The sequence below is a fragment of the Paenibacillus sambharensis genome (assembly GCF_003233845.1).
Taxonomy (GTDB): Bacteria; Bacillota; Bacilli; order Paenibacillales; family Paenibacillaceae; genus Paenibacillus_I; species Paenibacillus_I sambharensis.
The window spans coordinates 18,060-31,211 of the sequence record NZ_QKRB01000046.1; the positions used below are offsets into that span (position 1 = coordinate 18,060).

General features: G+C 52.6%; 11 protein-coding genes and 2 pseudogenes. 4 read left to right on the plus strand and 9 right to left on the minus strand.

Annotated features, from left to right (window positions below):
• Positions 1–287: 287 nt before the first annotated feature.
• The gene (locus DNH61_RS14850) at positions 288–980 is read left to right on the plus strand and encodes a hypothetical protein (protein WP_111147469.1); all 693 of its coding nucleotides are present in this window, start codon (positions 288–290) and stop codon (positions 978–980) included.
• Positions 981–1,178: 198 nt separating this feature from the next.
• On the opposite strand, the gene DNH61_RS14855 is transcribed toward DNH61_RS14850, so the two are convergent.
• Together DNH61_RS14855 and DNH61_RS14860 are read right to left on the minus strand one after the other, a co-directional pair.
• Positions 1,179–2,621 carry a S41 family peptidase gene (locus DNH61_RS14855; protein WP_245948192.1) on the minus strand — a complete coding sequence of 481 codons (1,443 nt, stop codon included), beginning with the start codon at positions 2,619–2,621 and terminating at the stop codon, positions 1,179–1,181.
• A 193-nt stretch (positions 2,622–2,814) separates the two neighbouring features.
• Positions 2,815–3,657 (minus strand): aldo/keto reductase, encoded by an 843-nt coding sequence (locus tag DNH61_RS14860; RefSeq protein ID WP_111147471.1) that lies wholly within the window; start codon positions 3,655–3,657, stop codon positions 2,815–2,817.
• A 226-nt stretch (positions 3,658–3,883) separates the two neighbouring features.
• Between DNH61_RS14860 and DNH61_RS14865 the strand changes: the two genes are divergently transcribed.
• Positions 3,884–4,693, plus strand: coding sequence for a Cof-type HAD-IIB family hydrolase (locus tag DNH61_RS14865; RefSeq protein ID WP_111147472.1), 810 nt, complete (start codon positions 3,884–3,886; stop codon positions 4,691–4,693).
• Between the two features lie 82 nt (positions 4,694–4,775).
• On the opposite strand, the gene DNH61_RS14870 is transcribed toward DNH61_RS14865, so the two are convergent.
• The 7 genes from DNH61_RS14870 to DNH61_RS14900 form a co-directional block, all read right to left on the minus strand.
• Positions 4,776–5,801: a sulfate ABC transporter substrate-binding protein gene (locus tag DNH61_RS14870; protein WP_111147620.1), complete on the minus strand. Its 1,026-nt coding sequence runs from the start codon at positions 5,799–5,801 to the stop codon at positions 4,776–4,778.
• A 122-nt stretch (positions 5,802–5,923) separates the two neighbouring features.
• On the minus strand, positions 5,924–6,988 hold the full coding sequence (locus tag DNH61_RS14875) for a sulfate/molybdate ABC transporter ATP-binding protein (protein ID WP_111147473.1): 1,065 nt from the start codon (positions 6,986–6,988) through the stop codon (positions 5,924–5,926).
• A 3-nt stretch (positions 6,989–6,991) separates the two neighbouring features.
• Complete coding sequence (locus DNH61_RS14880; protein WP_111147474.1) at positions 6,992–7,789, minus strand: sulfate ABC transporter permease; 798 nt, start codon at positions 7,787–7,789, stop codon at positions 6,992–6,994.
• Positions 7,786–8,592 carry a sulfate ABC transporter permease subunit CysT gene (cysT, locus tag DNH61_RS14885; protein WP_425452255.1) on the minus strand — a complete coding sequence of 269 codons (807 nt, stop codon included), beginning with the start codon at positions 8,590–8,592 and terminating at the stop codon, positions 7,786–7,788. Before cysT ends, DNH61_RS14880 begins: the two co-directional genes overlap by 4 nt.
• 347 nt (positions 8,593–8,939) lie before the next feature.
• Positions 8,940–9,311 (minus strand): DUF4383 domain-containing protein, encoded by a 372-nt coding sequence (locus tag DNH61_RS14890; RefSeq protein WP_111147476.1) that lies wholly within the window; start codon positions 9,309–9,311, stop codon positions 8,940–8,942.
• Between the two features lie 138 nt (positions 9,312–9,449).
• Complete coding sequence (locus DNH61_RS14895) at positions 9,450–10,082, minus strand: YigZ family protein (RefSeq protein WP_111147477.1); 633 nt, start codon at positions 10,080–10,082, stop codon at positions 9,450–9,452.
• A gap of 24 nt (positions 10,083–10,106) precedes the next feature.
• Positions 10,107–11,456 (minus strand): glucose-6-phosphate isomerase, encoded by a 1,350-nt coding sequence (locus tag DNH61_RS14900; protein ID WP_111147478.1) that lies wholly within the window; start codon positions 11,454–11,456, stop codon positions 10,107–10,109.
• A 282-nt stretch (positions 11,457–11,738) separates the two neighbouring features.
• On the opposite strand from DNH61_RS14900, the pseudogene DNH61_RS14905 reads away from it, so the two are divergent.
• Together DNH61_RS14905 and DNH61_RS26800 are read left to right on the plus strand one after the other, a co-directional pair.
• Positions 11,739–12,626 (plus strand): annotated as a pseudogene (locus DNH61_RS14905) (NAD(P)-dependent oxidoreductase); the annotation flags it as partial.
• 51 nt (positions 12,627–12,677) lie between these two features.
• Positions 12,678–13,010, plus strand: a pseudogene (locus DNH61_RS26800) (PilZ domain-containing protein); the annotation flags it as partial.
• Positions 13,011–13,152 lie beyond the last annotated feature (142 nt).

Below are 13,152 nucleotides of genomic sequence, written 5' to 3' on the forward strand. Positions count from 1 at the left end.
ATTTCTCACGAAACGCTCACTCATTAACAACGTTTAAGAATCATAAGTACTGGAAGTTAAGCGGGTCCAATAGCTCTCTTTCATTATACGGACTTGAGATTTAATGAAATCGGCATTCTTTGTTAACATGTTTGCTTTGATATGTTATTGGAAGATCCGTGCAGTTGAAGGTAGAAAAGCAGTTTACAACATACTACCAGTAAAATCTGCGAATGTAACAGTTAAATAATGATATTATAATAAAGCTTTCAATTGACTGACAGCTTTATTTAATGGAGTGATAACGAATGGATTGGTTTAACAGAATTGAAAAAAGCAACTTAATAATGCCACACGAAGCGCAACCAGACTTTCAAATCGTAAAAATCCAAGCATCTGAATTCAAAACACCTAATGATCTTGCAAACAATATCATTCTTCAATGGATTGTTTGCCCTTTCTTACTAGACATTGATGGAGTATGTTTTCAAATCCCGATTTACTCTAACAATATGTATGAGTATTTATCGGACACTATCTTATGTAATTTTTCAAAAATACAGGGTATATATGAAGATGGCATTATGACAACAATAAGTTTAAATAAACTTAACTCAGAATCAGAACTGTATTACAAAAAACACCTTCTCGAATTAGGCCTCATTAGTCCAGTTGTAAAAGAGTTTTATATGAAAGAGAATACCCCCCTATCTCTCAATGTCGAGATTAATACCGAGAATATTGAATTAGACATTGAGAAGTTTCGGAAACGACTGCATGTTCCCGAAGACTCTTTAAGAATTTCAAGTGAACTTTGGGATTTTTTTGTGGACACTCACATTTCAAAAGAGGGCAATATTATTTTATCACCCATACACTGGACGTTTAATAATGATATATTAACATCCCCTACACTTGAGTATTTCTCAAGATATGCCAATAGAATTATTTTAACTATAAATAAAAACAACTCTCATATCCGTGCAATAGAGTTGAGTTGAAGCTCTTGATATCCCGCACCTTGCTTTTCGTTCCCATTAAGCGCAAAAAAACTGCCCGGAAAGTCCCAGCGACTTTAACCGGACAGTTTAATTAATTCTATCTGGAAAATCAACTCCGTGCGGTCAGCCGCAAAAACTTGCCGCTGGGCTTAGTTGCCCTTCAGGCAAATTCACAACCGAGAACCGCAGTTCACCGGCTTAACGGACTGCAGCAGCAAGCTCCTGACGGAGCGCCTGCAGCCCTTCCCTCATCTGCGGATCATCGGACTGCACCTTCTCTCTCAGCCGCTCCATCAGACGGAAAGCCGTTCGGCCGGTAATTGTGCCTGTCGGGGCAATCCGCTCGGCTTCCTGGAAACGTTTGACAGCGGAGGCAGTCCGTTCATCGTAGATACCTTCGGCTTTGCCCGTGCTGTAGCCCAGTGCTTCAAGCATTTGCTCCGCTGTCTGCACGCTCTGGCCATAGCTGCCCGTCTTCTGCACCTCATCGGTCGGCAGGGCCGGCAGTCTTGCATACTCCGGCATCTTAACCTCCTGATCAGGAGCGATGCCCTGCTCGTGAATCCAATTGCCGCTTGGTGTACGCCACTGCGAAGCCGTCAGCTTCAGTACGGAGCCGTCCTTGAACTGCTGGAAGGTCTGTACGATTCCCTTGCCGAAGGACTTGACCCCAACCAGCTTAGCGCCTGCAGAATCACGAAGCGCAGCGGCCAGCACTTCCGATGAGCTTGCCGAGCCTTCGTCAATCAGGACAACAATCGGCAGCGTCCAAGGCTTCTTCTGCTCCGAGCGGTAGGTAATTTCCTTCCGATCATTCTTATAGACCACCTGCAGGATCACTTTGTCCTTCGGAATAAGCCGGTTAGCGATTTCGATCGTCGGGTTAACCAGTCCGCCCGGATTCATCCTCAGATCAATCATTAGGCCTTTCATTCCCTGCTCCAGAAGGCGGTCTACCGCCTCATTAAATTCTACATCCGTCTTCTCTGCGAAGCGGGAGATTTGCACAACGCCAATTCCATCCTCAAGCAGCTCGGAAGTGACCGTGCGAACCGGAACACTAGCACGCGTAAGCGATACCTCGAATGGTTCCGCCAGTCCGCTTCGGCGGATTGTCAGCTTGACCTTCGTACCCGCCTCGCCTCGCGTCAGCTTGATCAGATCGTTCATCGTACGGCCTTTCGTCTCCTTGCCATCGACCGCTATAATGACATCGTCCTTAAGCAGACCTGCCTTCTCGGCCGGTGCTCCCTTAATGGCGGAATTAATGACGAATTCGCCGTCTTCCTCGCGAATCTCCACGCCAATCCCCACAATATGATCCTCATAGCGCTGAACGTAGCTGATGCCCTCTTCTCCAGTATAATAGACGGAATAAGGGTCTCCCAGTGAATCAGTCATTCCTTCGGCTGCCCCGTGGATCAGATCGGTCCCCTCCGCCCCGTCCAGATAATCAGACATAATCTCCTTATAGGTTCGATCCAGATTGGCGAAAGCCGGATCCTTCAGCATCGGATAACGGTATTCCATCCACCAGCGTCCACCCGCGAACCCGGCCACTCCGGCCGCCAGCAAACCGACGATCACGAGCAGTCTAAACCGCCGCCGCCTTGCCTCGGTCGTTGTCGAATACATGCTCATCTCCTCGTTTCCACCCCGTAATGTCCGCTCATCCTTCATCAGACAGCCCGCACACTCTCTAGTCGGGCACTAACAAACCGTTGGCTTGCTGTACAAGCACATAACAAGATTGTATGCTCAGTATCCTTCAGCTAGAAGCGCATCAGCCGCATTGATCCCGCCCCGGATACTATCCCAAAAACAGAATCGCCCGCTAGGCCCAGGCTTGCGCGGCCTTGATTATATCATCCGCCTGCCCGGCTCCGGCCGGAACAACCGCTGCTGCTGAGTATGGGCGGCGAAGCATATCAGCAATAGCAGCCGCAGGCATAATGGTCTCATCCTGCTTGTCCGGCTGCTCCAGCTCATTCGCATTTCTGCCGTCCACTAGCTCCTGCAGCAGCTGGGATGCCGAAACTACGCCTGAGCCAGCCTGCAGCAGGACCGGCAGCTTGTGCTCGATGAGCCAAGCCTCGTCCGCTTCTCCAATTGGTCTCGAGCCCGCTGCGTACTCCGCTTCCACAGACAAGCTTGCACAAGAGAAGCCCTGCACACCCGAGCGCTCAGCGTGGCGCGCAGCCTCTCGCAGTCTTTCCATACTCCAGCCGTGAGCGCCGAACGCCCGGCAGTATCCTTTTTGCCGCAGTGCATTCATTCCTTCCAGTATATAGCCGACATGCACGTTCGGATCATCTCCCTCCAGCAGGTAGAGATCCATTGCTTCACCCTCAACCAGCTCCAGGCTGTGCAGCAGCCGCCGTTCCAGCACTGTCTTGCGCATCCGGGGACCTGCATCGACCTCACCGCTCCCCATACCGATCCAGATCAGGCCATCCCTGTCTTGACCCAGGTCCTTCATCCACTGACCCAGCAGGCGGATGGTCTGATCCTCCGCATCCGGACTGATCATCACTGCATGACCGCCCAGCGCCCAATAATCATCCAGCAGGCTCTTCATATCCTTCAGATCCCCGCTAATCTGAGCCCCTAATGCTCCCACTGCAGGCAGCACAGCGGGCAGCTGTATCGAAAGACCGTTGATCGGCCAGTCATTCATAGGTCATCCCCCTCTTCGTCTATCGTTCATTATAATCCAACTGGATGCCGGATGAAATCATCCTGCATCTCTGCAAAGCTAGGAGCTTCCCTCTATGTCATAACTATTGTTAAGTGTCCTGCATTCCCCACGCTCCCCTTGTCCAGGTCCGCCTTTTCCGCTACAATCAAGGCTATATGCCTGATCGTAACGAATAGAAGAGAATGATAAGGAGTGGAGCAAACCGATGTATAAGTTGATTGCGATCGACTGTGACGATACACTGCTGAATGATGATGTCCAGGTTACCGAAGCCACCAAGCAGGCGCTCGCCGCCGCTATCGCGAAAGGGGTTACCGTTACACTGGCAACTGGCCGAATGTTCGCCTCCGCCCAGCAGATTGCACGCCAGATTGAGCTGAACGTGCCGATTATCACCTACCAGGGCTCCCTGGTAAAGAACCTGATCGACGAACGGGTGCTGTATGAACGCAGCGTGCCGACTGATGCCGCGCAGCAGATCTTCGAATACTGCGAGCAGAAGGGGCTGCACCTGCAGCTGTATATACGTGACGAGCTGTACACCACCGAGGAGAACGACAAGGTGAAGGGCTACTCGAAGCTCTCCAATGTTCCTTACAAGGTTCAGCCCGACTATACCAAGCTGCTGCTCGAGCCGCTTACCAAAATGCTGATCATCGACGACCCCGATCTGCTCGATACAGTCGCAGAAGAGCTGCGCGCCATCGTCGGCGACCGTGTACACATCACCAAGTCCAAAGCGCATTATCTGGAGTTCATGCATAAGGAAGGCACCAAGGGACATGCCGTTGCCTTCATGGCCGAACTGATCGGCTGCTCAATGGATGAAGTCATTGCAATCGGCGATGCATGGAATGACCGTGAGATGCTGGAGGTGGCCGGCCTTGGCGTCGCAATGGCAAATTCAGTTCCAGCGCTCAAGGAGATCGCCGACTATATTACCTTAAGCAACAATGAGGATGGCGTCCGTCATGTGATTGAGAAATTCATCCTGAACGCGGACAGCCAAGTTTAATCGAACAAGGGCTGCATACGAGTCACGCGACTCATGTGCAGCCCTTTTTTTCGGGTGGATACTCACCTAGTGCTCCTGTGTCTTAAATACCCGCCAGCACCTGATACCAGATGCCCCGCTTCGAGTAGAGTTCCTCACGCACCTTGGACCAGCCGCCCAGGTACCCGATATCAAACAAGCCGGCCGGCTCGATAAACTGTCCCTTCACTTCCTCGGCGACCTCCGGATTCGTTGGACGGAAACCATGCTTTGTAAACACACGCTGAGCTTCCGCCGAGCCAAGAAACTCGACGAACGCTTCCGCTACCTCACGCGAGCCGTGATCATCCACGTTCGTATCAACCACCGCAGCCGGATTCTGAATCAGGATCGTGTGCTCGGGCACCACGATATCATACGCTACGCCTTGATTGATACGCGCAATCAGCTCGTTCTCATAAGTAACGATGACATCGCCTACGCCGTATTCGAAGGCTGCCATGGAAGCACGGCCGCTCTTGTCAAGCGACTCCACGTTCGCATGAATATCAGCAAGAAACTGCTTGGCGAACGCAGGGTCAGGCTGACCAGTGCGCTCTTCCGAGATTCGCAGTCCTGCACCATAGATGGCATTGATATCCCATTGCGCTCCGCCCGACGTCTTCGGGTTCGGATAGAGCACTTTAACGCCTTCCTTGGTCAGATCTTCCCAATCCTGAATTCCAAGCGGATTACCATCCCGGGTTCCCATGACCACAATAGAATTCGTAATCATTCCTTCATAAACCCGGTCCCGCCAGTCATGCGTAATCATTCCGGCCTTCACAATCTTATCAATATCGGTCTCCATCGCCAGCACGGCAACATCTGCTTCAAAGCCGCCGACAATCGACCTCGCTTGCGTACCAGAGGCCTCATAGGACTCCTGGAACGTCACAAGCTGCCCGGTCTCCTGCTTCCACTTCTCCTGGAACATCGGCAGCAGCTCGGCAAAAGCATCCTTAACGACGGAATAAGCGCCAATAACCAGCGTCACGTCCCCCTGGGCGGGAGCAGAGCTAGGATCGGTTCCCTCCTCCTCCGCGGGCCCGGCGCAGGCAGCGCTGAGCAGCAGCAGAAGGACAGCCATGGTACCGAATATGGAGCGCCAGAGCACCGAGCTTCTCCCGGACCCTGCAAACTGTGTGCTCCGCCCGCGCTTACGCGCCGAAGATGTGTATAATTTCATCGTTCACACAACGCTTTCTGCATTTAGATATGAATGGGCATTGGGTCTTCCTTCAGCCTGTTCTCCATCATCCAGCTGTCGCTCTGGTTGAACATATAGGCGCGATGCACCAGCACACGCACTTCATCACCCGGATGCAGCATTTCCTTCTCCAGGGAGCGGTAGGTAATCAGCGTAACATTACCGACTTCCACCTCAACCATCCACTCACTGCCGCGAAAATGAACATGCTTGATCTTTCCCTGCTCCGTTGCAGACTGCAGGCGGAATTCGCTAGGATTACCGACTTCAATAAATTCCGGACGGATTAGAGCCTGTGCTCCCGGCCAGCCGGCCGCCTCTTCAAATCCCTTTAGCTTGGACACATCTTCCACAATCGTCGATTCGCCTATGAAGCTTGCCACAAACTGTGTTTGCGGACTTTTATAGATATCCCAAGGCGAGCCCTTTTGCTCCAGACGGCCTTTGTTAATAATCATGATCTCATCCGCTACCTCAATCGCCTCATCCTGGTCGTGGGTCACGAAGATCGAAGTAATGCCGACACGCTCGATCATTTCCTTTAGCCATGTCCGAAGCTCCTGCCTGATCTTCGCATCAATAGCCGCGAAAGGCTCATCAAGGAGCAGCAGCTGCGGCTCCGGCGCAAGCGCACGGGCAAACGCCACACGCTGGCGCTGTCCCCCGGACAGCTGATGCGGATAACGGTGCTCAAATCCCTTGAGGCCTGTCAGCTCCACCAGCTCCATAACCCGGTCACGAATCTGGCTCTTCGAGAACTTCTTGATCTTCAGGCCGAAAGCGACATTGTCATAGACGGTCATATGCTTGAACAGCGCATAATTCTGAAAGACAAAGCCTATGCCCCGCTCCTGCGGAGGAAGATCATTTACCCGCTTGCCGTGAAACACAATATCACCGGAGGAAGGCGTTTCAAGCCCGGCGAGCATACGCAGAATGGACGTTTTACCGCCGCCGCTTGGGCCAAGCAGGCCGATCAGATGGCCTTTCTCAATCGAGAAGCTGACATCCCGCACCGCATGAAAATCACCAAAAGACTTGTTTAACCCGCTGACTTCGATATGCATGGCTTAGTGCACTTCCTTTCGCTTCTTTGCCCACTCCATCAGGAGAAGCAAACCGATTGATATAGCGGCCAACACAAGCGCGACGCTGTTGGCGGCGACAATATTGAAATTCTCAACGTCTTGATATACAAGCGTCGTTGCCGTCTGGGTTTTGTTAATAATATTCCCCGATACGACAAGTACAGCACCAAATTCGCCCATTGATCTTGCAACGGTAAGCACCACGCCATAGATCACGCCCCAGCGGATCGACGGCCAGGTGACATGCCAGAAGGTATACCACGGGTAAGCGCCAAGCGTTGACGCCGCTTCCTCCTGCTGCGCACCAATTTCCTGCAGGACCGGCATGACTTCCCTGACCATCATCGGAAACGTGACGAACAGCGTCGCAATCACCATACCCGGCATCGCATAAACTACTTTAAAACCGATATCTTCGAAGAATGTTCCGATCACCGTATTCGGACCAAGCAGCAGCACAATCATCAGGCCCCCGATAACCGGCGATACCGCGAAGGGCAAATCAACGATGCTGTTAAGCAGCTGCTTCATCCGGCGGCCAAGCCAGGTTGCCCGTACAAGGTAGAGAGCAAGCATAACACCGAATAAAGTATTAAGTGCTGTAACAATAATAACAATCAAGAATGTCATCCACAGCGCATGCAGCGATTGCGGACGGGTCAGCGCTTCAACAAAGCCAGCCCAGCCATCTGCCCAAGATCCGGAGAAGATCCCCATAAGCGGCGCAATCAGCAGCACCAGGAACACGGCATAGGTAAGCGGAATCCATAGCTTCTTCATACGCCTGACCTCCTCGACTGAATCACATTAAGGACCCAGAGAATGAGGAAGGACAGTGTCAGCAAAATGATCGAGACCGCCGCAGCACCCTGCGGATTGTCGCTCTCCACTTCACCGAAGATATAGACCGAAGCAATCAAGGTCTTGCCGGGAATGTTGCCCGCAACAAGCACGACCGCTCCAAACTCTGCCAGCCCGCGGGAGAATGCAAGCATAGCCCCGCTCAATATTCCAGGCAGCATAGTCGGAAATATAACCTGCAGGAATGTCTTGGCCTTGGATGCCCCAAGCGTGTATGCCGCCTCTTCCTCGGCCTTATCCATCTCCTCCAGCAGCGGCTGTACCGCCCGGATAACGAACGGGAAGGTGACGAACAGCATTGCTATGACGATCGCCGGTTCGTGGAATACAATCTCGATACCAAGCCTCTGTGCGATGTCGCCGACGAAGCTGCCGGGACCAAGCAGCAGCAGAATCATCAGCCCGCCTACTGCCGTTGGCAGAGCGAAGGGCAGATCGACCAGACTGTTGAGAATGCGTCTTCCGAAGAATCTGTAACGGATAAGCACCCAGCCGATCATGGTTCCGATCAATACGTTGATGACCGTTGCTATGAGGGCCAGCCGAATCGTCAGGAGGACGGCTTTCCAGGCCAGAGGATCGCTTATGCTTTCCCAGAATGGCGCCCACCCCAGTGAGAACGATTGTGTGTAGACGCCGAGTATCGGCAGCACGATCAGAATAATAAAATAGAGCATTATGGCGCTTCTGAAGCCGAAGCTCCACCACCGGCTGCGCAGCATGTAGTTCACGAAATTCTTACCTCCCAGACCTTCGGTATATCCGATCAACCTGCTAATGTTATAACTGGCTTTTTAATTCCTATTATTTTACTAGGTATTATTTACTTTAGCAGAAGCGTGCCTGAATCGTCAATCCTTAAATAAGATTTATTGATGAGATACTTAAAGTATAGTAATGAGACAAGCAAAGGGTGCATATTTGCGGTAAAGTCTCTATGATTTGTGCGTCTGGAAGATCAAGATTTGTTCACAAATACCGATTTGCACGCAACAAAAATAAAGGACTGCGAGAGTTCCCCCCCACAATCCTCTTCATTATGAAAGACTTCAGCCTATAGGTTCTCGCCTCACTGTACCCGTCCTCTGCGGGCCGGCTCTGCTTCGGCCGCAACCACAAACCCAAAATACAAGGCAATCGCGCCAGTCAGGAAATGCAGCACATGATCGGGCAGGTCTCCATGCAGCATACCGAACAGACTGCCGGTGAAGACTCCCAGCACAGCAAGTGCCAGATAGAACACCCCAATGACCTGAGAAAACCGAAGGCTGTACCCTTCATGAGAGGCTGCCAGCAGACCTAATACGCCGACAACCAGATACATAATACGATGTACCATATCCAGCTGCAGCAGGCCGAGCAGCCTAGGACTAATAAAGCCGGTTAAACTAAGCAGCAGGAACACAAGCCCTGTCAAAGCGGAAAAACGTCTCACTGCCATCGGATTCCCCCCGTCACGATAGGTCCGGCTCGCCTATTCAGCGGCGCGTACGGCGCCAAGCAGCCGGCAGAGGGAGGCTCGCCTCCCTTCTTATGACACTATGCATGTACGATCGGAAAAATGACCACGCCCGGCTGCTTACTCGCCTTCAATAAAATAACGGCTCTCACCCAGCGTGATTACCGCCTGCCCTTGAGTCAGATCGGTAATCCAGTTCACGAATCTCTCCGCCTCGGGCTCCTTCGGCAGACAGGTGACCGTCACCTTGTCGGTGAAATCGGTCCCGCCCACCCGGATTTGCCTGCCGTGCAGCTCGTTCTCGATTTTGCCATACCAGGTGTAGTCGACTTCGACAAACACTTCCCGGTGCAGCACCTTGATAATCGCTTCGGCAGCTTCAATGCCCGCTACCGCGCCGTCGGTATAAGCCCGGATCAGACCGCCAGCTCCGAGCATAATACCACCGAAGTACCGGGTTACGACAATCACAACATCCTTCAGCCCCTGGTTGCGCATAACCTCCAGAATCGGCTTGCCGGCCGTGCCGCTGGGCTCTCCGTCATCCGACTGCTTCTGGATTTCATCGCGTTCCCCAACCATATAGGCTGAGCAGTTGTGCGTTGCATTCCAATGCTTCTTCTTGATCTCTTCAATATAAGCAACTGCTTCCTCTTCACTGGCGACAGGCTTGGCGTGTCCGATGAACCGCGACTTCTTGATCACGATTTCCTTGCTGGCTTCCTGCCGCAGCGTCTTGTAACGCTCGAGCATCCGGCGATCCGGCAGCAGCGCCTGTTACAGGCGCGCTTCCAGCTCTGCCTTCTCTTTCTCGAAGCCCGGCTTGCCGAGCAGCGCGAACATATTCTTCTTGTAAGCTTCAACGCCCGGCTGATCGAACGGATTCACGCCAAGCAGGTAACCGCTGATGCCGCAAGCCTTCTCGAAGAAATAAACCATGTATCCGAATGTGTAAGGACTCATATCCTTCAGGTTAACGATCAGGTTCGGCACGTTGCCGTCCGTATGTGCAAGCAGCGTACCCTGGAACGCCTTCTTGTTGACAAAATCCATCGTCTTGCCTTCGAGGAAGTTCAGCCCGTCCAGGTCGGCCGGATCATGCCCGATTTCGATATGCTCGCTAACCTCATTCACCTGAATTACCGTTTCGAACAGGTTGCGTGCACCCTCCTGAATGAACTGGCCCATCGAATGCAGGTCAGTCGAGAAGTCGACGGAAGCCGGGTAGATGCCCTTGTAATCCTTGCCTTCGCTCTCACCGAACAGCTGCTTCCACCATTCGGATACGAAATGCAGGGACGGCTCATAGTTCACCAGGATTTCAATCGCCTTGCCCTTGCGGTAGAGCGCGTTACGTACAGCCGCGTACTGATAGCTCTCGTTCTCGCTCAGATTCGGGTTGGCGTATTCCTTGGATGCATCAGCTGCGCCCTTCATCATTGCTTCGATGTCGATGCCGGCTGCTGCGATTGGCAGCAGGCCAACTGCAGTCAGAACGGAGTAGCGTCCGCCTACGTCATCCGGAATAACGAACGACTCGTAGCCTTCTTCGGTCGCCAGCTTTTTCAGTGCGCCCTTCTCGCGGTCGGTAGTTGCGTAGATACGCTTGCGCGCTTCTTCCTTGCCGTATTTCTTCTCCAGCTGCTCACGGAAAACACGGAAAGCAATCGCCGGCTCGGTCGTCGTGCCGGATTTGGAGATCACATTGATCGACCAGTCGCGGCCTTCCAGCAGCTGCAGCAGATGCGTTACGTATGTAGAACTGATGTTGTTGCCTGCGAACAGCACTTGAGGCGTCTTGCGCTCGCCCTTCGGCAGCAGGTTATAGAAGGAATGGGACAGCATCTCGATTGCTGCTCTGGCACCAAGATAAGAGCCGCCAATACCGATGACAACCAGCACCTCGGAATCCGACTTGATCTTCTCCGCTGCCTTCTGGATCCTTGCAAATTCTTCTTTATCATAATTGGTCGGCAGGTCGATCCAGCCCAAGTAATCCGACCCGGCACCTGTGCCGTTGTGCAGCTGCTCATGCGCGAGCTTCACTGCATCCTTTAAATAGTCCACTTCATGCTGGCCTACGAAGGTCAGCGCTTTGCTGTAATCAAATGAAACGGTTTTTGCCATGTTTTCTCTTCCTCCTACCGGATAATGTATAACAGATAGCTTGTCCTGAAGCTTTCATACCCACTGGGACGAAACACGTCCCGACAGTTACGGCCTAGCCTTAGAATACTGGATTTGAAGGCCAAACACAAGGAAACAGATCACACCTGCCTATAAAGAATTTTGAGTCCTGCTATCACGTTTTATTATGTGAATCGGGCGGGCTCCAAGTAAGCTGGACTTGCCGCTCCGATGTGGTTACTATGAAGGTATAGATTAGGAGAGGCAAGGTGACGGTTAACTATGCAGACTGTCGGATTTATTGGACTAGGAACGATGGGTGGCCCAATGGCGGAAAATCTTCTTCGGAAGGGGTATCAGGTAACCGTTTATAACCGTACCCCCGGCAAGTCGGATGAGCTTCTTGCGAGCGGTGCGAATGCAGCCCAATCTCCGCTGGAGGTTGCCAGAACCTGTGAATTGATCTTTACCATGATCAGCAACGACCAGGCCATAGATGAGGTCTATTATGGCAGCGAGGGCATTCTGAACGGATTGCAGCCGGACACCATCGTTGTAGACAGCAGCACAATCTCGCCGGCCCTGGCCCGGAGGCTCGCTGCGGATATCGCGGAGAAGCACGCAGATTTCCTCGATGCGCCGGTAACCGGAAGCAAGCCCGCAGCCATTGATGGCACCCTTGTTTTCATGGTAGGCGGTGACAAGGAAATCGTCAGAAGGGTCGAACCAGCCTTTCTCAGTATGGGACGCGAAGTCATCTATATGGGATCTTCGGGGAGCGGTGCTACTGCCAAGCTTGCCCACAACACGATCGTCGGCATCAATGCGGCCGGCTTAATTGAAGGCATGGCTATCGCCGCCAAAGGCGGGATCAACGGCGATTCCTTCCTGAGACTCGTTCAGTCCGGCGGCGCCGCCAGCAAGCAGGCAGATCTGAAGGGCCGCAAGATTCTGGAGCATGATTTTTCCGTACAATTCTCACTCGCTCTCATGCTTAAGGATCTAAAGCTGTCTTCTGTACTGACCGATACGCTTGGCGTTTCGACACCAATGCTTGAAGCTTCGAAGAGCCTCTTCCAGCTTGGGCAGTCCGCTGGCCACGGTGAGCTGGACTTAGCCGCCCTTGCCTACTGTTACGAAGAATGGATCGGCAGACGAATTGGCGGGGAGGAGCAAGATTCCGGGGAGTCACAACCTCCGCAAGGCGGGGAACGGCGTCGTAAAGCCCGGCTGTCGCTGGACATTCCGCTTATGATGTCTGTCTATCAGTGGGAACAGGAAGGCGCATTCTCCGGACAATCCATAGTGGGCTCGCTGCGCGATCTGTCTGAAGGAGGTCTGCAGGTTGCCACCACCTATCCGCTCGAGATGGATATGTTCGTCGTCATTCACTTCCAGAACGATGCCAACCTGCCCCCGATAACAGCCCGGATTATCCGGATCGAACAGCATGACGATCTCTTCTACTATGGCTGTATGCTGTCCGGTATTCCGCTGTATCAGAGACAGCAGCTGGAGCAGTATATTGACCGTAAGCTGGCTGAGAAGAACTGATCGCTGTCACGGCTGCTGACTCATTTATCCGGTATCTGCAAAAGACCAAGGACCGTCCATCACTCCCTTACGGGAGCTGTGGACGGTCCTTGGTCTTCTTACATAAGTTGAGAAAAGCTCAACAGCCCTTCTCAGCCATAAC